Source organism: Clostridium sp. RTP31139st1_H3_RTP31139_211217 (genome assembly GCF_040227035.1).
In the GTDB taxonomy this organism is placed as follows: Bacteria; Bacillota; Clostridia; order Clostridiales; family Clostridiaceae; genus Clostridium; species Clostridium saudiense.
On the sequence record NZ_JBCOAB010000049.1, the window covers coordinates 1 to 23,393 of the forward strand.

Below are 23,393 nucleotides of genomic sequence, written 5' to 3' on the forward strand. Positions count from 1 at the left end.
GCGCCATAGCCAAGTGGTAAGGCAGAGGTCTGCAAAACCTTTATTCCCCAGTTCAAATCTGGGTGGCGCCTCCAAAAAAACCTACAAGAATTACTTGTAGGTTTTTTATTTTGTCTTTTTATATAAATGATAAAAAATAATTAAAATAAAAGTTATTCACAATATAAAATAAAATATCCACAACTAATTTTAAATTGGTTGTGGATATTTTTAATATTTTAGCTAAACATATCTTTTTTGTATAAGATAAAGGCAGTAAAAAGTGTTAAAAGAATTGTAAGGAAAATAATTATAACAAAACCTTGTGGGTTGTTCTGAAGTGGCAATTCTACATTCATTCCAAATATACCACCAATTATAGTTGGAATAGCCATTAATATAGTAACAGAAGCTAAAACCTTCATAACTATGTTAAGGTTATTAGATATAACAGAAGCAAAGAAATCCATGGTACTAGATAAGATATTACTATAAATATCGGTCATTTCTATTGCTTGCTTATTTTCAATAATTACATCTTCTAATAAATCTTGATCATCTTCATATTTTTGCATGATATCCATTTTTAACATTTTCTCTAAAGTTACTTCATTAGCCTTAAGTGAAGTAGAGAAATAAACTAGTGATTTTTCTAATGAATGTAATTGGATTAATTCTCTATTTTTCATAGATTTATGTAATCTTTTTTCAATCATTACACTTTTTTTATCAATTTGTCTAAGATAAATTAAATAGTAAGTTGAAATTCTATTTAAAATTTGAAGTATGAATCTAGATTTCTTAAAAGAAAAGAATGATTTTACACGACCATTTATAAAATCAGTTATTATTCTACTATTCTTTAAACATACTGTAATAATCTCTTTTTCAGAGTGAATTATAGCTAGAGGATAAGTATCGTAAGTTAAAGAGTTATCTTCCATTTCTGTAAAAGGAATATCTACTACTACTAATGTAAACTCATCTTCTACATCTATTCTAGAAGTTTCTTCATCATCAAGTGGGGCTCTTAAAAAGCTTAAGGGAACTCCAGTCTTTTTTGAAATTAATATTAACTCTTCGTCAGATGGGGCAACAATATTAATCCAACAGCCATTTTCTATAGAATCTAATTGTTTTAACGTTGAATCTGTTTCACTTATGCTTTTATATATTTGAATCATTAATATACCTCTCTATTAATTATGAAATTTATAATAAGATTATAACATAAAAGGAAATTTAAATCTGTCATTAATATTTGAATAGTATACATTTACAGGGGATATAAAGATATAAGAAGTTAAACATTAATGATTAATAGTTAGCTTAGATAAGATATTTCAATTTCTTTAATATATAGTGGACAAGATAGTGATATTAAAGAAAATATAGAGTTTGTAATTCTATATATAAAATTAGTATAATCAAAATATTGTCAGAGAAAATAAGATAGAAATATTTGGGGGAAGTCCACATATGCATAAGGAGATTAAGCAGGGGAAAAAGACAGTTGCAATTATAATTTCATTATTAACTATTACAGTTGCACTATATATATACCAATTTTCTAAAATGACTTTAGGAAGAAATGTTACCATTAAATTTATATTAGAGGCTCTTTTAATAATGACAACACTAATAGTTTTATTTATAGAAACTAGAAAGTGTAAAATTGCATATAAGTACTGTATAATTTCTGATAAACTTATAATTAATAAGATAAACAGTAAAAACGAAGAAAATGTGGAGAGCCTAAAAATAAAGGATATAATTTATATTGGTGAAAAAAGTAATGTTCCTAAAGAGTATAGTAGATGTAAATGTAGTAGACACTATATTAGAAAATTTGATAAGGCAAAAAAATTATTATGTATATATAAAAAAGAAGGGAAAATATATAAATTTGTTTTTGAGCCAAGTGATACTTTAGTTTCACGTATAAAATCTTCTAGTCAACATTAAAAATTATAAAATTTAAATAGTAGGTTGAGATAGTCATTAAAATTTAGCATGACTATCTCATTTTTTTTATTTCTAATATTATTTGAAGAAAATATATTTTTCTTATTTTATATATGATTTTTATTTTAGAAACATTTATAGAATGAACTACAATATGATTTTAAATACTAGGATTATTACTCCTATTTAGTTTAAACAAAATATTTACATAAATAAGACAATAGAAGGTATATAGATTAAATAATGGGCAAGACTTAATAAAAAAGGGAGGGTTAATTTTATGGATATTAGTAGTAAGGATATATGGAGAGATACAGAAAAATATTGTATAATATGTGAGAATGAATGTGTTGGAAATGGAATTCAAATAATGAATAATTTTATTTGTGATAGATGTCTTGAAAAAATGAATATGATAGATATTAATAGCGATGAATATGAAGTAATAAAAAATAAGATAAAGAAGTCTATTACAAATAAGATAATAAAAAATAAATAAGTTAAATAGAACTTAAGATGATCGAAAGGATGAGAAGGATGGGTAAAGGTAAATTAATAATTATTGAATCAGGTTCAGATGCAAGTGGAAAGGCTACTCAGTCACAAAGATTATATGAAAGATTAATAAGTGAAGGAAAAGAGTGTTTAAAAATAACTTTCCCTGATTATGCGAGTGATTCATCAGCTCTAGTTAAGATGTACTTAAATGGAGATTTTGGAAAAGATCCAAATGATGTTAGTCCATATATCTCATCAACTTTTTATGCAGCTGATAGATATGCGTCTTATAAGACTAAATGGGGTGATTTTTATGAGAATGGTGGAATTATTATAAGTGATAGATATACTACCTCAAATATGGTACATCAAGCCGCTAAACTAAATGGTGAAGAAAAAGAGAAATTTATTGAATGGTTATATGATTTAGAGTTTAATATTTATCAAATTCCAAAACCAGATCATGTTATATTCTTAGATGTTGATCCAGAAGTAAGTCAAGAGCTTATGAGAAATAGAGCTAATAAGTTTACAGGAGAAGAAGCAAAAGATATTCATGAAAGTAATAAGGAATATTTGATAAATTCATATAATAATTCTTTATATATTGCAGAAAAATACAATTGGGATGTTATCAAGTGTTGTAAGAATTCTAAGCTTAGAAGCATAGAAGAAATTAATGATGAAATTTATGAAAAAGTAAAAAAATATATATAAATTTAAGATGGGTTGTTTAAAAGAAGGGATTATTTATAAGGAAAGTTCTTTGTTTTTAACAATCCTTTTATCTTTATTACAAACTTTGTATTAGTATTAATGATTTGATATAGATAATAGTAGAAAATGAAAATAAAAATTCATATAATACATTATTTGAAGAGAAAATTTAGTAAATTCTTATATATTTATGATAAAATATATAAGAAGAATTTATTAGTATAAGAGTGGAGGTATATGGTATGAAACTAGTTTTAGCTATAGTACAAGATGATGATGCTATAGATTTAATTGAAGAGCTTACAGATAAAAATTATAGGGTAACTAAATTAGCAACTACAGGAGGTTTTTTAAAATCAGGGAATACTACTTTAATGATTGGTGTTGAAGAAAAAGTAGTAAAGGATGTTGTTAAAGTCATTGAGGATGTTTGTAAAAAAAGAAAAGAAATGGTATCTACACCAACACCAAGTACAATTGGCAGTGGATCAGGAATGTATATGCCTTATCCAATTGAAGTAGAAGTGGGTGGAGCTACAGTATTTGTTTTAGATGTTGATCAATTTTATAAAGTTTAATTAAGTTGATTAGGAGGTGAATGTATGAGAAACTTTATAGGATATAGTGATTTAATTAATAATTTTAAGGATAGATGTTTAAAAAATACACTTTCTCATGCACACCTCATTGCAGGAGAAGATGGAATTGGAAAAAGTAAATTAGCTAATATTTTAGCTAAGCTTATTTTAAATGGAGATTTAGAGAGAGAATATGTAGATATAATCAATTATAAGAGTAGTAAGGCATCTTTTGGAGTAGATGAGGTTAGAGATATAATTGAAGAAGTTTCTAAAAAGCCTTTTGAAGGTGATAGAAAAGTGATAATTATTCATGAAGGAAATAAGCTTACTATTCAAGCTCAAAATGCACTTTTAAAAACCATAGAAGAACCACCAATAGGAGTTCACATAATAATATTGTGTGAAAGTTTAGAGTTAATTTTAGATACAATAAAATCTAGGTGTGAAATATATAAATTAACACCATTAACCAAGAATGAATTATATGAATATATAAAAATTAAGGGCTTTGATTATAATGAAAGTGATATAAGATCTGCAATAGCTTTTAGTGAAGGAATACCAGGAAGAATAGATAGATATTTTAATGATGAAAACTTAAGGGAATTAAGAAATAAAGTTATTGAATTAATTAAGAGCTTAAATAAAAATGATGTAGAAATTGTACTACAACAAGAAGAAGCTCTAAGTACTTTAAAAGATAATAAAGAAGAAGTATTAAATATATTTGGCTCTTTTATTAGAGATATTTTAATAGATAAGGAAGTTGAAAATGAGGAATTTATCATAAATGGTGATAAACTTGATGATATAAGAGAACTTACTAAAGAAATGTCATTTAGAAAGTTAAATAATATGATAAAGACAATAGAAGAAGCACGTAAAAATATTAAAAGTAATGTTAGTTGGGTAATGACACTACGAGTAATGTTAATGGGCTTCATGGAGGGTTAATTATGATAAAGGTTGTAGGAGTTAGATTTAAAAAGGCTGGAAAAATATATTACTTTGATCCAGCAGATATGAATATACAAAAGGATACATATGTAGTAGTTGAAACCGCTAGAGGTATTGAATTTGGAGAATGTGTAATAGGAATAAAAGAAATAAATGAAAATGATATAGTTGCACCACTTAAGAGTGTATTAAGAATAGCAACTGAAGAAGATATAGATAGACATTTTAAAAATAAAGATAAAGAAAAAGATGCATTTAATATATGTTTAAAGAAAATTCAAGAACATGGATTAACCATGAAACTTATAGATGTAGAATATACTTTCGATAATAATAAAGTTATATTTTATTTCACAGCAGATGGAAGAGTTGACTTTAGAGAATTAGTTAAGGATTTAGCAACAATATTTAAAACTCGTATAGAGCTTAGACAAATAGGAGTTAGAGATGAAGCTAAGATGTTAGGTGGTCTTGGGCCTTGTGGTAGACCAATGTGTTGTTCTAGCTTTTTAGGAGACTTTGCATCTGTTTCAATAAAGATGGCAAAAGAGCAAAACTTATCACTTAATCCAACTAAAATATCAGGGATTTGTGGAAGACTTATGTGTTGTTTAAATTATGAACAAAGTACTTATGAAGATATTAGAAAAAGAATGCCTAAAGTTGGTTCGATAGTAAAGACAAGTGAAGGCACAGGAGAAGTATTTTCAAATAATATTGTTAAAGAAAGTGTTAAGGTTAAGCTTAAAAAGGGCGAAGAAGAAATATTAGAAGAGTTTAAAATTGATACTATTGAACTTATTAAAGGTCATTATGAGGATTCAGTTGATGATGATGATATAAAATTAGAAGTAGAATCTGAAGAAGATAGAAAGTTAATTAAGAATTTGATTAAGGGTAACTAAGGAGGATAATTAATGAAAGAGCTAGTTAGAATTTCTAATTTAACTAGTCATGCAGATATCTTAAAAATCAGAAGTATAGTAAGTGATTACGAAGGGGTTCTAGCATGTGAAATTAATTTAAATAAAAAAGAGGTACATTTAGTGTATGATAAATTGAGCGTTTCTATAGATGAAATAATTAATGCTATTGAAATGGCTGGTTATATGGTTATTTAGTATATAAATTATAGAAAATAGTATAAATTTAACTTTGCCTTTAAAAAGAAAAGTATGTATGATAAAATAGTTATGTTATTAATAAGTAATGGGGAGGTGTTTTTTAATGGCATACGCAATCAATGATTCTTGTGTTAACTGTGGAGCTTGCGCTGCAGAATGTCCAGTTAACGCTATAAGCCAAGGAGATACTCAATTCGTTATTGATGCAGATACTTGTATCGATTGTGGAAACTGTGCAAATGTTTGTCCAGTAGGAGCTCCAGCTGAAGCTTAATTCCAATGAAAAGAGTCGTCATATTATGATGACTCTTTTTTTTATGGAGAAAAATAATTTATATCAAAAATATGATTTAGATAATATTATAAATAAAATAGTTAAAAAAATTAAAAATAATAATAAGTTGTACCTATTTTAATAAATCTCTAATAATATAGCCCCAAATAATTAAATTATAGAATAGACATAAAAAAAATTTTTATATATAATTAAAGTCAAATAAGGTCAAAGTATGTTTAGGAAGGTGAAATTGTGGCAAGAATTTCAGATATAATAGCACAGTTTATAAATGACATGATAGAAGATAAAAAGGATAAGGAGGTAATTATTCAAAGAAATGAATTAGCAGATAAATTTAATTGTGCTCCATCTCAAATTAATTATGTATTAACAACTAGATTTACTTCTGAAAAGGGATATATGATTGAAAGTAGAAGAGGTGGCGGCGGTTATATAATAATCAAAAGAATAGAATATAATAATAAAGAAAAACAAGTAGAGGCAATAAATAAAGCTATTGGAGAAAGTTTAACCTATAGTGCAGCTTTATTATTATTAGAGCATTTATATGAAACTAATTTAATAACTAAAAGAGAGCTTGAAATTGTAAAAATATCAATTAACGATAGAACATTATCAAATGCAGAAGATAAAAATAAGCTAAGGGCAGAAATACTTAAGGGTATTATAATGGTTATTTTATCATAATAATTATAGTAGATGATAAAACAAGTAGTGATAAAGGGTTGGGTCATATTTGCAGAATATAATAACAAGTTATATTTAATCTATATTTGATTATATTTGGAGGTGACACTGTGATTTTTGGGAGGTTTACAGAAAGAGCGCAAGTTGTATTAGTAGAAGCACAACAAGAGTCTCAAAGTTTTAAGCACGGTTATATTGGAACAGAACATGTTTTATTAGGGATATTAAAAGAAAATGGATATGCAGGACAGCTTTTAACTAATAAAGGAATTACTATAGATAAGGTAAAAAAGATGACTGAAGATTATCTAGGTTTTGGTGATGACGAAGTTTCAACAGGCGAAATGTTATTAACACCAAGAGCAAAGAGACTTTTTGATGATAGTTTAGATATAGCAAGAAAGTATGGACATAGTTTTATAAATCCTGAGCATATATTACTTGCATTAATAAATGAAGGAGAAGGTGTTGCTTTTACTATTTTAACAAGTAGTAAGGTTGATTTATCGTCTATTAAGCAAGAGTTAGATAAATATATTTCTGGAAATGAGCTTAGAGAAAGTAAAAAGTCAGTACAAAGGGAAAAGAAGCAAAATAAAACTCCAGTATTAGATCAATATAGCACTGATTTAACTCAAAGTGCCAAGGAGGGAAAATTAGACCCTGTAATTGGCAGAGAGGAAGAAACTCAAAGGGTATTGGAAATACTGTGTAGAAGAATAAAAAATAATCCTTGTCTAATTGGTGAACCAGGTGTAGGAAAAACTGCTATAATTGAAGGATTAGCACAAAAAATTATTTCTGGAGATGCACCAGAAAGTTTAAGGGATAAGAGATTATTAGTTTTAGATATAACATCTATGATTGCAGGAGCAAAATATAGAGGTGAATTTGAGGAAAGATTAAAGAAGGTAATGAATGAACTTAAAAATGAAGATGATATTATAATCTTTATCGATGAAATTCATACTATAGTAGGAGCTGGAGGAGCAGAAGGTGCTATAGATGCTTCTAATATTTTGAAGCCTGCTTTAGCAAGAGGGGAAATAAAATGCATAGGGGCAACAACAATTGATGAATACAGAAAGCATATAGAAAAGGATGCTGCATTAGAAAGAAGATTTCAAACAGTTAATGTTGAGCCTCCATCTAAAGATGAAACTGTAAATATTTTATTTGGATTAAGAGATAAATATGAATCACATCACAAAGTTAAGATTACAGATGGTGCATTATATATGGCTGTAGATTTATCAGATAGATATATAAGTGATAGATATATGCCTGATAAAGCTATAGATTTAATAGATGAAGCAGCGGCAAAAGTAAGGATTTCAAGATTAACTCTTCCACCTGAGATTAAGAAAAAAGAATTAGATATTGAAAAAATAATTAGTGAAAAAGAAGAGTCAATTAAAAATCAAGATTTTGAAAAAGCTGCTAATTTAAGAGATAATGAAAAGCAACTAAAAGAAGAATTTGAAAAGATTAAAAATGAATGGAGAGCACATAGTTGTACAGAAGTTCAAATAGTTGATGAAGATGATATTGCAAAAGTTGTTTCAATATGGACTAAGGTTCCAGTAGAAAAATTAACCGAAAAAGAATCTGTTAAGTTATTACATCTAGAAGATACTCTAAGGCAAAGAGTTGTAGGTCAAGATGAAGCGATAAAAGCTTTAACTAGGGCAGTTAAAAGAGCAAGAGTTGGACTTAAGAATCCTAATAGACCAATTGGAACTTTTATTTTCTGTGGACCAACAGGTGTAGGTAAAACTGAACTTTGCAATGTTTTAGCAGAAGTCATGTTTGGGAAAATAAGCAATTTAATCAGAATTGATATGTCTGAATATATGGAGAAGCATTCAGTTTCAAGATTAATTGGAGCACCTCCAGGATATGTAGGATATGAAGAGGGTGGTCAGCTATCAGAGGCTGTAAGGAGAAAACCTTATTCAGTAGTATTATTAGATGAGATTGAAAAGGCTCATCCAGATGTATTTAATATATTACTTCAAATTATGGAAGATGGAAGATTAACTGATGGAAAGGGCAAGACAGTAGACTTTAAAAATACTATAGTGATTATGACATCTAATGTAGGAGCTCAAAAATTAAAGAGTCAAAGAAAAGTTGGATTTGATACTAATTCTAATTTAAAAGAAGCAGAATATGAGAAAATGAAGGACGTTGTATTAGGAGAATTAAAGAATGCCTTTAAACCTGAATTCCTAAATAGGGTAGATGATATAATAGTATTTAATCAGCTAAAGGAAGAAGATACATTACAAATAGTAAATATAATGCTAAAAGATACAATAAGTAGATTAAAAGAAAAGAATATAGATTTAATTTACGATGAGGATTTAAATAAATTCCTTATTAATAAAAATAAAAATCTTGAATTTGGTGCAAGACCTTTAAGAGGTATAATTAATAGAGAAATAGTTGATAAGTTAAGTGATGAATTACTTAAAGGTGAAATTAAAGTTGGAGATAAATTAAAGGTTGAATGCAGAGATGAGATATTGGTATTTTCCCATAGGTAAATGTTAAGAAATTTAAGGGGAATAAATAATGTAAAAGAGTAAGGTGATAAATAAATCGCCTTACTCTTTTTTATAATATTAAGCTATTTAATATTATTATCATTATCTAGGTTAGAATTAATAACCATGTTTTCTATGCAGTTTGAAGTAGAGTTATCGACATAATCGCTAGATAAATTTTTAGGTTTATAATCATTTAAAATGTTTTTTGAAGGAACATTATTAAAATAAGATTTATCTATCAAAATACCATCTCCTTGGAATTTATATAGATAGTATTTCCATATAATAAATAAATATGTATATTTTATATTAAAAAAAAATCCTTAACTGGTATAGACAACTATATGTATGTATAATATAATAAATTTGGGAGTGATATTTATGATAGATAAAAATAGTCCGATACCAGTGTATTATCAATTAAAAAACGATTTAATAAAAAAAATTGCAAAAGGTGTTTGGAAACCAGGTGAATGTATTTCAAGTGAAAGAGAGCTTTGTGAAATCTATGAAGTAAGTAGAATGACTATAAGACAAGCTATTGGAGAGCTAGTTCAAGAAGGAATTTTGCTTAGAAAAAAAGGTAAAGGAACATTTGTATGTGAGCAAAAGGTAAATCAAAAGGATATGATGAGCTTTACTGAAATGATTAATCAAAGCGGAAGAAAATTGGACACAAAAGTTATAGAATTTGAAGTTATAGATACGCCTGATGATATGCAAGATATTTTTATATTAGATAAGTTGTACAAAATAACAAGAAAAAGAATAGTAGATGGAGAGAGCATTGCTTTGGAAACAGTATATATTCCGGTAGATTATTGTGGAAGTATTAATAAAGAAATGCTATCTGGCTCATTATATAAGATTTTAGAAGGATTTGGATATACAATTACTCATTCAAATTCATCAATAATTGCAGTTAATGTTAATGATGAGATAAGAGGATTATTAGAATGTGAAAAGGATACTCCTATATTAAAGACTATTAATAAGACATTTACTAGTTCGGATAAGCTTTTATTTTTAGAAGAGGCATACTACAAATCAGATAAATTTACATTACAAGTTAATATTTCAAGAAAAGAGGGAGAATTGTTATGAATTTAATAGTTGTTGATAATTATGAAGAATTAAGTAAGGTAGCAGCAAAAGAGTTTGCTAAAGTAATAAATGAAAAACCAAATGCAGTTTTAGGTTTAGCAACTGGAGGATCTCCAGTTGGAATGTATAAAGAATTAATTAAGATGTATGAAAATAAAGAATTAGATTTTTCTAAAATTACAACAGTAAATCTAGATGAATATGTTGGATTAAATCCTGAACATGAACAAAGTTATAGACATTTTATGAATGAAAATTTATTTAAGTATATTAATATAGATATAAAAAATACTTTTGTTCCTAATGGACTAGCTAAAGATTTAGAATTAGAATGTAAAGAATATGATAAAAAGATTGAGGAACTAGGTGGAATAGATATTCAACTTTTAGGTGTAGGAAATAATGGACATATAGCATTTAATGAACCAGATGAAGAACTATCTTCAGGAACTCATATAATAACATTAACTGAAGATACTATTAAAGCTAATGCAAGATTTTTTGCTAATGAAGCCGATGTACCAAGAAGAGCAATAAGCATGGGTGTAGGCGGAATAATGAAGTCAAAGAAAATAGTTTTAATTGCTTCAGGAGAAAGTAAAGCAGAAGCTATTAAAGGATTATTCTCAGGAAAAATAACAACAGATAACCCTGCTTCTATGTTACAAATGCATAGAGATGTTACAGTAGTTGTAGATAAAGCAGCAGCGACACTTATAAATGAATGATAATTTTAAAAATGAGGTTTTTATGTAGTCTCATTTTTTTATATTTGAAGTTATGTTATATTATAATAAAGAAAATTAGAGAATAAAATTTATATAGATAAGAGTGGTGAATAATATGGCTAAGATAAAATCTGTATTCGTATGTGAAGAATGTGGATATGAATCACCAAAGTGGATGGGGAAATGTCCTGATTGTGGAAATTGGAACACTTTTACCGAAGAACAGGTAGTACAGCAAAATAAGGCTGTAAAAGAAGCGATTAAGGTTAGAGAATTGGCAAAAAAACCTATTAAAAAGTTATCAGAAGTAACTTCAAGTAAAAGTGATAGAATTGTAACAGGAATAAGTGAGTTTGACAGGGTAATGGGTGGCGGAATAGTTAAAGATTCTATTACTATAATAACAGCACGTCCTGGTGCAGGAAAATCAACTTTATTATTACAAGTTGCTGACAATATAGCTAGAAGTGGATTTAAAGTTATATATGCATCAGGTGAAGAAAGTGATAGTCAAATTAAGAATAGGGCAGATAGAATTTTAAAAAATATTAATGATAATATTTGGGTAGTCCAAGAGACGAGTATGGATAATGTAGTGGCTGCAGTTAATGAAATAGATCCAGATTTGATTATAATAGATAGTATTCAAACATTTACTATGGATAGCTTTTTACCAGCAAGAGCAGGGTCGCCAACACAAACTATGGAGTGTGCGAATGAGTTATTAAGAATTGCTAAAGATAATAAAAGACAACGTGCAGTAATAATTGTTGGGCAAATGACTAAGGCTGATGAATTAGCAGGATTAAGAGCATTGGAACACTTAGTAGATACTGTATTAATTATAGAATGTGATACAGATGAAGAACTAAGAGGATTAGTAAGTTCTAAAAATAGATTTGGAAGTACTGGGGAAACAGGTTTTTTCCAAATGTCTGAAAAAGGAATGGTATCAATAGATAATCCATCGGAGTTTTTTATGACTAAAAGGGAAGAGGGAGAAGTTGTTTCAGGAAGTACTTTAACTGTTATAAAAGAAGGATCTAGACCTATAATTACAGAGGTAGAAAGTTTAGTATCTAAAACATTTACTCCGTATCCTACAAGAATTGGAGAAACATTAGGTAAGGATAAGCTTAATACTTTAATATCTATTTTGGAGCAAAGAGGCGGAATAGGACTTTATGATAAGAATGTTATTATAAAGACTACTGGCGGAATGAGAATAAAAGAACAAGGTATAAATTTGGCTGTTATTATGAGTATAGTTTCATCTGTAAAACAAAGGGGAATTGAAGCAAATATTGCTTTTATAGCTGATGTAGGTCTTACTGGTGAATTAAAAAAGGTACCTTCAATAGAAATTAGGGTAAAGGAACTTGCAAGAATGGGATTTAAGAAAGTATATGTAGCAAAAGATTCATTTAGTAAAGAAGTAAATATACCTAATATAAAAATAATGGCTATGAAAACATTAAATGATGTTATAGCAGATGTATATAGATAATATAATTATGGAAAAAAGTAAGTATAATAATTTATACTTACTTTTTTTGTAGAAAAAACTATAAAGAATATTATTTATAAATATTTACAAAATTATTGAGTTAATAATTATATAATAGTAATATTATATATGTTAGGAAAATGAATAATAATGATAAGTTGATAAATATTAGCTTAATTATATAAATAGAGATATGAATTGAAAATAAAGTTAGGTGATTGCATGAGAATTAAGGATGATAATGAAATAAAAAATATATTAAAGATAGTTAGTCCGGGAACATATTTAAGAGAAGGTTTAGAAAATATCTTAAGAGCTAAAACAGGTGGCCTGATAGTTTTAGGAGATTCTGATGAAGTAATGAGTATTGTTGATGGAGGATTTAATATTAACTCAGAATATACTCCAGCATATATATATGAATTAGCTAAAATGGATGGAGCAATAGTATTAAGTCAGGATTTAAGAAAAATTGTTTGTGCAAATGCACAATTGTTACCAGATCCAACAGTTCAAACATATGAAACAGGAACAAGACATAGAACTGCACAGAGAATAGCTAAGCAAACTGACACAATTGTTGTAGCAATATCTCAAAGAAGAAATATTATTACTGTATATAAAGGTGATATAAAATATGTATTACAAGACAGCAGTGTAATTTTAGCAAGAGCAAATCAAGCAATCCAAACCTTAGAAAAGTATGTAAATGTATTAGAGAGAGTAATAAATAATTTAAACATATTAGAATTTCAAGACTTAACAACTGTTTTTGATGTTGTAACTGCAATACAAAGAACAGAAATGGTAATGAGAATAGTAGAAGAAATAAAAAGATATATATTAGAGCTTGGAAATGAAGGTAGATTAATTTCCATGCAATTAAACGAGTTAATAAGATATATTGAAAGAGATGGAATTCTTTTAATAAGAGATTATTGTGGAGAAAATGCTGATCATAACAACATTTATAAAGAAATTCAAAAGTTAAATTCTGAAGAATTAGTAGATTTAGAAATTATAGCAAAGGTGCTTGGATTTGGAGGAGTATCATTAGTAGATACATTAATTTCACCTAAGGGATATAGAATATTATTCAAAATCCCAAGAATACCTACTAATATAATCGAAAATTTAATTAAACATTTTAAAGAGTTAAAATATGTAATAGCTGCAAGCAAGGAAGAATTAGATCAAGTAGAAGGAATTGGAGAAGCGAGAGCTACAGCTATTAGAAGTGGGTTAAAGAGAATAAAGGAACAAATTCATTTAAAGAAAGAACTTTAGTAATAAATTAAGAATATTAATATGATTTAACGGTAAAAATATATAAGCAGGTAAAAACCTGCTTATATATTTATCTAAAGGTAAATTTACCAAGTGTATTAATTTTGTCACTTTCTTTTAATAAAACATCATAAAGATTTATATCAAGCGCATTACAAAGAGAAGTAAGATAAAATAAATTATTCCCAATTTCTCTTTCTATAACTTCACGGCAGTTATCACATAAACAGCCATCAAGATGAGTTTTTAAACAGTTTGATAAATCTTCCAATGAGTTGTCATCATTTGGCAAACATTGTTTTTTCGCATTTATCTCAATGCAACCACAGTTAGTTACGGCTTTAGCTACAGCTCTGTTAATTCTACAACTGGATTCAGTATATTTAGTTAATATATCAAGAATGCTTTTATGCCTTAGTAGGGATTCACTGACGTCATTTTGAAAGCTATCGAATATAATGTCTTTCATTTGCCTCAACTCCTTAGAAATATAATCCATAATTAAATTATAAGTATTTTCAGACAATTTTGTCAATACAAGCCTTATCTGTATTGGTTTAATATTATAATAAACAACCTGGTCATATTTTGATAGGGGGTATTAAAATTTAATTTATTCTTTAAAGTTAAATTTTAGTAATAGTAATATAAATAATATGGTATAATAAAAATGGTTATTTATAACTATTACTTAAATTAAAAGTAATTTAAATAGGAGGTGAGTTTTTGTTTAAGAAGGGATTAAAAATTATTTTTACTCTTTTGGGATTAGTGGTTGGATATATCATTGCAGAAGCTATATTAGCGATTAATACAGGGCTTAGAATTAATATTATAAAAGGTGTAGTAGCTACTACAATATTCTATATTTTAAGTGTTTTACTTTTCGGAATTATTTTTTATTTTATTTCGCCAGGATTATATAAATTAATATCTAACACTATAGATAAAATTGAAAAAAATATTCAAAGATTAAGTGCACAAGAAGTAATTTACGGAAGTGCAGGGTTGTTAATTGGATTGATTATTGCAGCATTTATAGGTGCTCCTTTATCAGGAATATTTGTAGGAATACATCCTGCAATTGGACCAATAATTTTTGTACTATTAGAACTGATTGCAGCAATATTAGGTGCTGAAATATTTGTGAAAAAGAAAGAAGATATTTCTTCAACGTTACTTATATTTAAAAGAAATAATCAAAGAGAAAGAGAAAAAGAGAAAAAGAGCAGAGGCTATGCTAAAGGAAGTGCTAAGGTTTTAGATACATCAGTAATTATAGATGGAAGAATATTTGATTTATGCCAAACTGGATTTATAGAAGGGACTTTAGTTATACCAAGCTTTGTTTTAGATGAGCTTAGACACATATCAGATTCTTCAGATTCATTAAAAAGAAATAGAGGAAGAAGAGGATTAGATATATTAAATAAAATTCAAAAAGAATTAGAAATTGAAACTCAAATTTGGGAAGGTGACTTTAAGGATATTGCTGAAGTTGATAGCAAGTTATTGAAATTAGCTCAAAAGTTAGGTGGAAAAGTAATTACTAACGATTTCAATTTAAATAAAGTTGCAGAATTCCAAGGAGTTCCTGTTTTAAATATAAATGAATTGGCTAATGCAATTAAGCCGGTAGTACTTCCAGGGGAAGAAATGAAAATTATAGTTATTAAAGATGGTAAAGAGTCAACTCAGGGTATTGGATACCTTGATGATGGAACTATGATTGTAGTTGAAGGTGGAAAGAAATACATTGGAGAAGAAATTTTAGTTATTGTAACGTCTGTTCTTCAAACATCTGCCGGAAGAATGATTTTTGCAAAACCAAAGGATAATTAAAGGAGAACTCAAATGATAAGTGCTATTATTTTAGCTGGTGGTAAGGGAAAACGTATGGGGGCACCTGTTAGCAAGCAATTTATTGAGATAAAAGGAAAACCTATTATTTATTACACTATAAAAAAATTCAGTGAAAATAAAAAAATAGACAATATAGTAGTTGTATTATCTAAAGATGAAGTAGGTTATTTTAAGGAAAATATTTTAGAAAAATATAATTTAAAAGTAGATAATATAGTTATAGGTGGTACAGAAAGACAAGATTCTGTATATAATGGACTTAAAAGTCTAGAAGATACTAATACAGATATTGTATTAATCCATGATGGAGCAAGACCTTTTATTTCTGATAGAATAATAGATGATGGAATTAAATTTGCTCAGGTTTACGGTGCGTGTGCACCAGGGGTTATGCCTAAAGATACAATTAAGATTAAAAATGAAAGTAATTTTTCGGTTAGTACTCCAGATAGGGGAAGTTTAGTAGCTATACAGACTCCTCAAGTTTTTAAGTTCAATGAAATATTAGAATGTCATGAAAAGATAAAAATTAATAATATAGTTGTAACTGATGATACTATGGTAGCTGAAAAATTTGGTTATAGTGTATATCTTTATGATGGTGAATACACTAATATTAAAGTTACCACTCCAGAAGATTTAATTTTAGGTGAAAAGCTTATTTAATTTAAATTTCATTATATTGACAGAGTATTTTCAAGATTATATAATAAATTAATCAAAAAAGAATATTACTAAAGCAGTGATGAAGAATAGTAGAAATCGCTAATCAGAGAGAAGATCCTTTGGCTGTAAGATTTTCAACAGATTTTGAACCAGCTTTTGAGTTGTAGGTAAAAACTATCGGTTTAACACCGTTATCATTATTAAAGCACAAATTTAGGTGGTACCGCGGATACAAGTTCGCCCTAATTCTATATTAGGGACGGACTTTTTTTATTTAGAAACAAAAGGATGCAAGAATAAATTAATAATAAAGCTAGAAGAGACTTATTTAAAAATAAAAATAGGGTAAAATTTATTAATAAGTTCTAGCACAATTTATTAATTTCTAATGCTATAGTAATTAACAATTAAAACAACAAGATATTATGTAGAGAAAATCAGGAGGAAGATAATTATGAAGATGTCAAATATGTTAGTATCAACATTAAGAGAAGTGCCAGCAGAAGCTGAAATAGATAGCCATAAGCTTATGCTTAGAGCTGGAATGATTAGAAAAATGGCAGCAGGTGTATATAACTATATGCCAATTGGATTAAAGGTTTTAAAGAACATAGAAGAAATTGTTAGAGAAGAAATGAATGCAGCTGGTGCTCAAGAGTTTTTAGCATCTGCAGTGTTACCAGCAGAGTTATGGCAAGAATCTGGTAGATGGGATGTTTACGGAGATGAAATGTTTAGATTAAAGGATAGAAATAATAGAGATTTCTGCCTTGGGCCAACACATGAAGAAGTATTTACAGATATAGCTAGAAATGAAATAAAATCATATAAGCAATTACCAGTAAATCTTTATCAAATTCAAACTAAGTATAGAGATGAAAGAAGACCAAGATTTGGGGTTATGAGATCTAGAGAATTCATAATGAAGGATGCTTATAGCTTCGATAAAGATCAAGCAGGATTAGATATATCTTATGATAAAATGCATGATGCATATGTAAAGATTTTTAATAGATGTGGAATTGATGCTAAGTGCGTTGCTGCAGATTCAGGAGCAATTGGAGGATCAAATTCAGCAGAATTTATGGTTAAATCAGAAGTTGGTGAGGATGATGTAGTGTTCTGTACGGCTTGTGATTATGCAGCTAATATAGAAAAAGCTGAAGCTACTCCAGAGAGAGCAGAGGTTGAAGAATTATTACCAATGGAAAAAGTAGCTACTCCAGATAGCAGAGGAATTGAAGAAGTTTCAACATTCCTAAATGTGTCACCAAAAAGGACTGTTAAGCTATTAATGTTTAATGTAGATGGAAAAATAGTAGGTGTAGTTGTTAGAGGAGATAGAGAAGTTAATGAAGTAAAAGTAGCTAATGCTGCAAAGGCTTCAGGAGATATAGCTATGGCTTCTCATGAAGAATATACAAAAGCTACAGGTTGTGAAGTTGGATTTGGTGGACCAGTAGGAATAAAGGTAGACTTATTATTAGTAGATGAAGAAGTTACTTATATGTATAACATGATATTAGGGGCAAATGAAACAGGATACCACTTAAAGAATGTTAACTATGGAAGAGATTTCGAAGGTACTGTAGGAGATTATAGAAACATTGAAAGTGGAGAAAAATGTCCAGAGTGTGGAGCTGAAGTTACTATAGCAAGAGGAACAGAAGTAGGTCACATATTTAAATTAGGAACTAAATATTCAGAAGCTATGAATGCTACATTTATAGATGAAAATGGTAAAAACACTCCATTTGTTATGGGATGTTATGGTATTGGTGTTACAAGAACAATGGCATCAATAATTGAACAACATCATGATGAAAATGGAATAATATGGCCTCTTTCAGTTGCACCATACCATGTATCAGTTATTCCAGTAAATATTAAAGATGAAGCTCAAATGGAAATAGCTAATAAACTATATGAAGATTTAAGAAAAGTTGGTGTAGATGCTATATTAGATGATAGAAACGAAAGACCAGGAGTTAAATTTAAAGATTCAGAACTTATTGGAATTCCAATGAGAGTTACTGTTGGTAAGAAAATAACTGACGGTGAAGTTGAATTTAAATTAAGAGATGGTGAGATGGAAGTAATAAAAATTGATGATGTTATAGAAAAAGTAAAATCTCAATTTGAAAGTAATAATATAAAATTATAGGATAGAAAAAATAAAAAAAGGAGGAATTTCATAATGAAAATATATAATTCTTTAACTAGAAAAAAAGAAGAATTTGTTCCTATAGTACCAGGGAAGATAAGCATGTATGTTTGTGGACCAACGGTATATAACTATTTTCACATAGGTAATGGAAGAACGTTTATTGTTTTTGATACTATAAGAAGATATATGGAATACAGGGGATATGAAGTTAACTTTGTTCAAAATTTTACTGATATAGATGATAAAATGATAAATAAAGCTAATGAAGAGCATACTACAGTAAAAGAAATTGGAGATAAGTATATAGCAGAATATTATAAAGATGCTGATGGACTTAATATAAAAAGAGCAACAACAAATCCAAGAGCAACTGAGTATATTTCAGAGATAATTGAATTTGTGTCTGGATTAATAGAAAAAGGATATGCTTATGAAGTTGATGGAGATGTTTACTTTAGAACTAAAAAATTCGAAAATTACGGACAGCTTATAGGGCAAAATCTTGATGATTTAAGATCAGGAGCAAGAATTAATGTGGATGAAAGAAAAGAAGATCCTGTAGATTTTGCTATTTGGAAAGCACAAAAACCAGGTGAGCCAGGTTGGGAATGCCCTTGGGGTGTTGGAAGACCAGGATGGCATATTGAGTGTTCATGCATGGCTAAGAAATTACTTGGAGAAACTATTGATATACATGCTGGAGGAATGGATTTAGCATTTCCACATCATGAAAATGAGATAGCTCAAAGTGAAGCTTTAACAGGTAAGAAATTTGCAAACTATTGGATGCATGCAGCATTCTTAAATGTTAATAATCAAAAGATGTCTAAGTCTTTAAATAATTTCTTAACAGCAAGAGATGCTTTAAAACAATATGATCCTGATGTAATTAGATTCTTAATGCTTTCAGGACATTATAGAATCCAATTAAATTTTAGTAATGATTTGTTAGAATCAGCTAAGGCTTCAGTTGAAAGATTATATAATGCAATTGGAAATTTAGAAAATTTAATTTCAGAAGTAAAAATTAATGAAATGACAGAAGATGAGGTTAAGTATTTAAATTCATTAGATAGTTATAGACAAAGATATATTGAAAAAATGGATGATGATTTCAATACAGCCGATGCGATATCTGTATTATTTGATTTAATAAGAGATATTAATAGCAATGTTGGAATAAATTCATCAAAAGAATTATGTGAAAAAGCATTAGAATTAATTAGAGAATTAGGTTCACCTTTAGGAATACTACAAAAGACAACTAAGGGAAATTTAGAGGAAGAGATTGAAGCTTTAATAGCTGAGAGACAACAAGCTAGAAAAGATAGAAATTTTGCTTTAGCAGATAAAATAAGAGATGAATTAAAAGCTAAAGGTATAGAACTTCTAGATACTCCACAAGGTGTTAGATGGAAAAAGATTGATTAATTAATTTATTAAAAATATAAGAAAAATTAAAGTAGAGTTAAGAGAGAAGGATTAGTGGGTTCCTAATAAATTTTAATAAACTTTATAGAAGTTTATTCCTTCCTTTTAACTCTTAGTTTTTCATTACTATTTTAATAAATATAGTTATTATATAATTGAGGAGAAATTAAAAGATGCTTAAGGATTTAAGAGTAAGAGAATTTACGGAAAAAGAAGCACGACTTCTAAATCCACTTCAACTTGCATTAGTAGGTGATGGGGTTTATGAACTTTTTATAAGAAACCATATATTATCTGAAAATATCGAATTAACTGCTCATAAAATACATGTCAAAGCAATAGGGTATGTTAAAGCTAAAAGTCAAGCAGTTATTATGCATGAAATTGAAGATAAATTAACGGAAAATGAAAGCTATATCTATAAAAGAGGAAGAAATGCTAAATCAGCTACAGTTCCTAAAAATGCAGATGTAAGAGATTATAGAATGGCAACTGGTTTTGAAGCATTAGTAGGGTATTTATATTTAACAGGTAATACTGAAAGATTAGAATTTATATTCAATAGTGCAATTTCAATAAAACTATAAGAAAAAGGAGAATAGTCATGACTAAGAGAGAAAATCCAAGAAGAAGAGAAAGAGAATTTAATAAGTTCCAAGAGAAGAGTAACAGATACCAAGAAAAAAACAATAGATTCCAGGATAGAAGAGAAGAAAAAAGAGATAGAAATTATGCTGCTGGAACAAGAGAAGCAAATAGTGAAGCAGTAAGAGAAGATTTAGTAATTGGAAGAAATGCTGTAATTGAAGCACTAAAAAGTGATAGAACAATAGAGTGCTTATATGTAAGTAAAGGTGATTTAGAAGGATCAATAAAAGTTGCTTTAGGATTAGCAAAAGACAAAGGGGTTGTTGTTAAAGAAGCTGATAGAAGAAAATTAGATACAATGTGTGAAGGGTTAAATCACCAAGGAATTGTTGCAAAGGTTACTCCTTTCAAATATTGTGAAGTAAATGATATATTAGAATATGCGAAAAGAAAAGATGAAAAACCTTTTATAGTAATATTAGACGAAATAGAAGATCCACATAACTTAGGATCGATAATAAGAACTGCAGAACTTTGTGGAGTTCACGGTATTATTATACCTAAGAGAAGAAATGTTGGAGTAACATCTACAGTTTATAAATGTTCAGCTGGAGCAATAGAGCATATGAGAATTGCAAAAGTTACGAATATAAATGCAACTATAGATATTTTAAAAGAACAAGGAATTTGGATTTATGGTGCAGATATAGATGGAACAGATTATAGTTATAATACTGATTTTTCTGGACCATGTGCATTAATAATTGGAAGTGAAGGGAAAGGAATTTCTAATTTAACTCTTAAAAAGTGTGATTTATTAGTAAAAATCCCTATGATAGGAAAAATTAACTCTTTAAATGCTTCAGTTGCAGGTGGTATAATGATGTATGAGGTTTTAAAAGGCAGATTAACTAAATAATTTAGTACACATAGGGGTAAAAAGTGAAATTTATATTTATAGATGGATATAATGTAATAAATAGTTGGAGTAATCTAAAGAGTGAAAAAGAAATAAGTTTGGATAGTGCTAGACAAAAACTTATAGATATTTTACATAATTATGGTGCTATTCATCAGTGCAAAATTATGTTAGTATTTGATGGTTATAGAGTAGCTGGTAATTTAGAAAATAAATATGAATACAATAAAAATTTAACAGTAGTATTTACTAAAAGTGGAGAAACTGCAGATGCTTATATTGAAAGAGAAATACATAATATCGGAAGAAGATTTGAAGTATCAGTAGTTACATCTGATTCTTTGGAGCAGCAAACAATTTTCCAAAGAGGTGCAACTAGAATTTCAAGTATAGAATTCTATAATATGGTATTTGATACATCAGAAGATATAAGACGAGCAACTAAGAAAGTATATACTTCACATAAGAGTACTGTTCAAGATAATATTGATGATGATGTTTTAAAAAAATTAGAGGCTATGAGGCGTGGGTAAATATAAAGGCGCTTTTGGGAATGGAGGGGGATTTGTGGATAACAAAGATTATTCGAAAGAGATAGCAAGTGAATTTGAAGGAATGACAGAAGAAGAAATTGTGGTTGAAGCAAAAAATGGAAATAGTAGAGCTCAAGAATATGTTATTTCTAAGTATGAAAGCTTTGTTAAGGTAAAATCTAAATCATATTTCCTGATTGGAGCTGACAAAGAAGATATTTATCAAGAGGGAATGATTGGTTTATATAAAGCAATAAGAGATTTTAACTATGAAAAATCAACTACATTTAGAGGGTTTGCTGAATTGTGTATAACTAGGCAGATAATTACTGCAATAAAAACAGCAACAAGGCAAAAACATATTCCATTAAATACATATGTATCTCTTAATAAACCTGTATCAGAAGATGATTCAGAAAGAACACTTTTGGATATACTATCAAGTATGAAGATAAGTGATCCAGAAGAACTTATTATTGGAAAAGAAGAAAAAAAGTACATTGAGGAAGCAATTTCAAAAGTACTTTCAGATTTGGAAATGGAAGTGTTACAATCTTATCTTGATGGTAAGTCTTATCAAGAAATTGCATGTGATTTAGATAGGCATGCAAAGTCTATAGATAATGCACTTCAGAGAGTGAAAAGAAAGCTTGAAAAGTGCCTTTCCGACACTAAATAATAATAGTAAATTAATATTGACAAAAAAAACAAATGATAGTAAACTTTATAATTGGTATATTAAAGTGAATAGCACTTTAATGCTCATGTAGCTCAGTTGGCAGAGTGTCGCCTTGGTAAGGCGGAGGTCGTCGGTTCAATCCCGATCATGAGCTCCATGGAGAATATAAATTAGTATGCAAACGCTAGGCAAAGTTTATTTAAAAATAAGGAGGAATTTCAAATGGCAAAGCAAAAGTTCGAAAGAAGTAAACCACACGTAAATATCGGAACAATCGGTCACGTAGACCACGGTAAGACTACATTAACAGCTGCTATCACAACAGTATTAGCAAACAGAGGATTCGCAGAAGCGTTCAACTATGCTGATATCGATAGAGCTCCAGAAGAAAAAGAAAGAGGAATCACAATCAACACTGCACACGTTGAGTACGAAACAGAAAACAGACACTACGCTCACGTTGACTGTCCAGGACACGCTGACTATGTTAAGAACATGATCACTGGTGCTGCACAAATGGACGGAGCAATCTTAGTTTGTTCAGCTGCAGATGGTCCAATGCC

Annotated in this window: 26 protein-coding genes and 1 tRNA gene; 24 read left to right on the forward strand and 3 right to left on the reverse strand. The window is 28.5% G+C overall.

Features of this window, described 5'->3' with window-relative positions; all coding sequences use genetic code 11:
* Positions 1–218: 218 nt before the first annotated feature.
* Positions 219–1,163 carry a magnesium transporter CorA family protein gene (locus ABUA17_RS15420; protein ID WP_042401852.1) on the reverse strand — a complete coding sequence of 315 codons (945 nt, stop codon included), beginning with the start codon at positions 1,161–1,163 and terminating at the stop codon, positions 219–221.
* A 295-nt stretch (positions 1,164–1,458) separates the two neighbouring features.
* Here ABUA17_RS15420 and ABUA17_RS15425 point away from each other — a divergent pair, with 295 nt between their 5' ends.
* The 10 genes from ABUA17_RS15425 to ABUA17_RS15470 all read left to right on the forward strand — a co-directional run bounded on the left by ABUA17_RS15425 (position 1,459) and on the right by ABUA17_RS15470 (position 9,355).
* Positions 1,459–1,944, forward strand: coding sequence for a DUF6106 family protein (locus ABUA17_RS15425; protein ID WP_042401854.1), 486 nt, complete (start codon positions 1,459–1,461; stop codon positions 1,942–1,944).
* A 280-nt stretch (positions 1,945–2,224) separates the two neighbouring features.
* The gene (locus ABUA17_RS15430) at positions 2,225–2,443 is read left to right on the forward strand and encodes a sigma factor G inhibitor Gin (protein WP_042401857.1); all 219 of its coding nucleotides are present in this window, start codon (positions 2,225–2,227) and stop codon (positions 2,441–2,443) included.
* Between the two features lie 38 nt (positions 2,444–2,481).
* The gene (locus tag ABUA17_RS15435) at positions 2,482–3,159 is read left to right on the forward strand and encodes a dTMP kinase (RefSeq protein WP_042401861.1); all 678 of its coding nucleotides are present in this window, start codon (positions 2,482–2,484) and stop codon (positions 3,157–3,159) included.
* Between the two features lie 242 nt (positions 3,160–3,401).
* Positions 3,402–3,737, forward strand: coding sequence for a cyclic di-AMP receptor DarA (darA, locus tag ABUA17_RS15440; protein WP_042401863.1), 336 nt, complete (start codon positions 3,402–3,404; stop codon positions 3,735–3,737).
* Positions 3,738–3,761: 24 nt separating this feature from the next.
* Positions 3,762–4,694, forward strand: a complete 933-nt coding sequence (locus ABUA17_RS15445) for a DNA polymerase III subunit delta' (RefSeq protein ID WP_042401866.1) — start codon at positions 3,762–3,764, stop codon at positions 4,692–4,694.
* Positions 4,695–4,696: 2 nt separating this feature from the next.
* Positions 4,697–5,602, forward strand: coding sequence for a PSP1 domain-containing protein (locus tag ABUA17_RS15450; protein ID WP_042401872.1), 906 nt, complete (start codon positions 4,697–4,699; stop codon positions 5,600–5,602).
* A 12-nt stretch (positions 5,603–5,614) separates the two neighbouring features.
* The gene (locus ABUA17_RS15455) at positions 5,615–5,818 is read left to right on the forward strand and encodes a heavy-metal-associated domain-containing protein (protein ID WP_042401875.1); all 204 of its coding nucleotides are present in this window, start codon (positions 5,615–5,617) and stop codon (positions 5,816–5,818) included.
* 106 nt (positions 5,819–5,924) lie between these two features.
* On the forward strand, positions 5,925–6,095 hold the full coding sequence (gene fdxA, locus ABUA17_RS15460; RefSeq protein ID WP_042401880.1) for a 4Fe-4S ferredoxin: 171 nt from the start codon (positions 5,925–5,927) through the stop codon (positions 6,093–6,095).
* A gap of 255 nt (positions 6,096–6,350) precedes the next feature.
* Positions 6,351–6,806, forward strand: coding sequence for a CtsR family transcriptional regulator (locus ABUA17_RS15465; protein WP_042401882.1), 456 nt, complete (start codon positions 6,351–6,353; stop codon positions 6,804–6,806).
* Between the two features lie 110 nt (positions 6,807–6,916).
* Positions 6,917–9,355 (forward strand): ATP-dependent Clp protease ATP-binding subunit, encoded by a 2,439-nt coding sequence (locus tag ABUA17_RS15470; RefSeq protein ID WP_042401884.1) that lies wholly within the window; start codon positions 6,917–6,919, stop codon positions 9,353–9,355.
* An 83-nt stretch (positions 9,356–9,438) separates the two neighbouring features.
* On the opposite strand, the gene ABUA17_RS15475 is transcribed toward ABUA17_RS15470, so the two are convergent.
* Positions 9,439–9,600: a hypothetical protein gene (locus ABUA17_RS15475; protein WP_172676176.1), complete on the reverse strand. Its 162-nt coding sequence runs from the start codon at positions 9,598–9,600 to the stop codon at positions 9,439–9,441.
* 139 nt (positions 9,601–9,739) lie between these two features.
* Between ABUA17_RS15475 and ABUA17_RS15480 the strand changes: the two genes are divergently transcribed.
* From ABUA17_RS15480 to disA, 4 genes are all read left to right on the forward strand, one after another.
* Entirely contained in the window at positions 9,740–10,462 is a 723-nt protein-coding gene (locus ABUA17_RS15480) for a GntR family transcriptional regulator (RefSeq protein WP_042401888.1), read from the forward strand.
* Positions 10,459–11,190 (forward strand): glucosamine-6-phosphate deaminase, encoded by a 732-nt coding sequence (gene nagB, locus ABUA17_RS15485; protein ID WP_195951226.1) that lies wholly within the window; start codon positions 10,459–10,461, stop codon positions 11,188–11,190. Before ABUA17_RS15480 ends, nagB begins: the two co-directional genes overlap by 4 nt.
* Positions 11,191–11,305: 115 nt before the next feature.
* Positions 11,306–12,697, forward strand: a complete 1,392-nt coding sequence (gene radA / locus ABUA17_RS15490) for a DNA repair protein RadA (protein WP_195951225.1) — start codon at positions 11,306–11,308, stop codon at positions 12,695–12,697.
* Positions 12,698–12,919: 222 nt separating this feature from the next.
* Positions 12,920–13,984, forward strand: coding sequence for a DNA integrity scanning diadenylate cyclase DisA (gene disA / locus ABUA17_RS15495; RefSeq protein WP_042401894.1), 1,065 nt, complete (start codon positions 12,920–12,922; stop codon positions 13,982–13,984).
* Between the two features lie 70 nt (positions 13,985–14,054).
* Here the strand turns inward: disA and ABUA17_RS15500 are convergent, their stop codons facing one another.
* Entirely contained in the window at positions 14,055–14,453 is a 399-nt protein-coding gene (locus ABUA17_RS15500) for a nucleoside triphosphate pyrophosphohydrolase family protein (RefSeq protein ID WP_055277288.1), read from the reverse strand.
* Between the two features lie 257 nt (positions 14,454–14,710).
* Between ABUA17_RS15500 and ABUA17_RS15505 the strand changes: the two genes are divergently transcribed.
* The 10 genes from ABUA17_RS15505 to ABUA17_RS15550 form a co-directional block, all read left to right on the forward strand.
* Entirely contained in the window at positions 14,711–15,826 is a 1,116-nt protein-coding gene (locus tag ABUA17_RS15505; protein WP_055277287.1) for a PIN/TRAM domain-containing protein, read from the forward strand.
* A 12-nt stretch (positions 15,827–15,838) separates the two neighbouring features.
* Positions 15,839–16,513 (forward strand): 2-C-methyl-D-erythritol 4-phosphate cytidylyltransferase, encoded by a 675-nt coding sequence (gene ispD, locus ABUA17_RS15510; RefSeq protein WP_154821252.1) that lies wholly within the window; start codon positions 15,839–15,841, stop codon positions 16,511–16,513.
* Between the two features lie 454 nt (positions 16,514–16,967).
* Positions 16,968–18,677, forward strand: a complete 1,710-nt coding sequence (locus ABUA17_RS15515; protein ID WP_195951224.1) for a proline--tRNA ligase — start codon at positions 16,968–16,970, stop codon at positions 18,675–18,677.
* Between the two features lie 33 nt (positions 18,678–18,710).
* The gene (gene cysS, locus ABUA17_RS15520; RefSeq protein ID WP_042401906.1) at positions 18,711–20,111 is read left to right on the forward strand and encodes a cysteine--tRNA ligase; all 1,401 of its coding nucleotides are present in this window, start codon (positions 18,711–18,713) and stop codon (positions 20,109–20,111) included.
* Between the two features lie 173 nt (positions 20,112–20,284).
* On the forward strand, positions 20,285–20,698 hold the full coding sequence (locus tag ABUA17_RS15525) for a Mini-ribonuclease 3 (protein WP_195951223.1): 414 nt from the start codon (positions 20,285–20,287) through the stop codon (positions 20,696–20,698).
* A 17-nt stretch (positions 20,699–20,715) separates the two neighbouring features.
* The gene (gene rlmB, locus ABUA17_RS15530; RefSeq protein WP_042401909.1) at positions 20,716–21,618 is read left to right on the forward strand and encodes a 23S rRNA (guanosine(2251)-2'-O)-methyltransferase RlmB; all 903 of its coding nucleotides are present in this window, start codon (positions 20,716–20,718) and stop codon (positions 21,616–21,618) included.
* 23 nt (positions 21,619–21,641) lie between these two features.
* Entirely contained in the window at positions 21,642–22,151 is a 510-nt protein-coding gene (locus tag ABUA17_RS15535) for an NYN domain-containing protein (protein WP_042401911.1), read from the forward strand.
* Positions 22,152–22,185: 34 nt separating this feature from the next.
* Positions 22,186–22,830 carry an RNA polymerase sporulation sigma factor SigH gene (sigH, locus tag ABUA17_RS15540; RefSeq protein ID WP_074431766.1) on the forward strand — a complete coding sequence of 215 codons (645 nt, stop codon included), beginning with the start codon at positions 22,186–22,188 and terminating at the stop codon, positions 22,828–22,830.
* A gap of 81 nt (positions 22,831–22,911) precedes the next feature.
* Positions 22,912–22,987 (forward strand) — tRNA-Thr (locus tag ABUA17_RS15545).
* A gap of 65 nt (positions 22,988–23,052) precedes the next feature.
* The coding region (locus ABUA17_RS15550; RefSeq protein ID WP_342985894.1) for a GTP-binding protein at positions 23,053–23,393 on the forward strand (341 nt) is incomplete at its 3' end.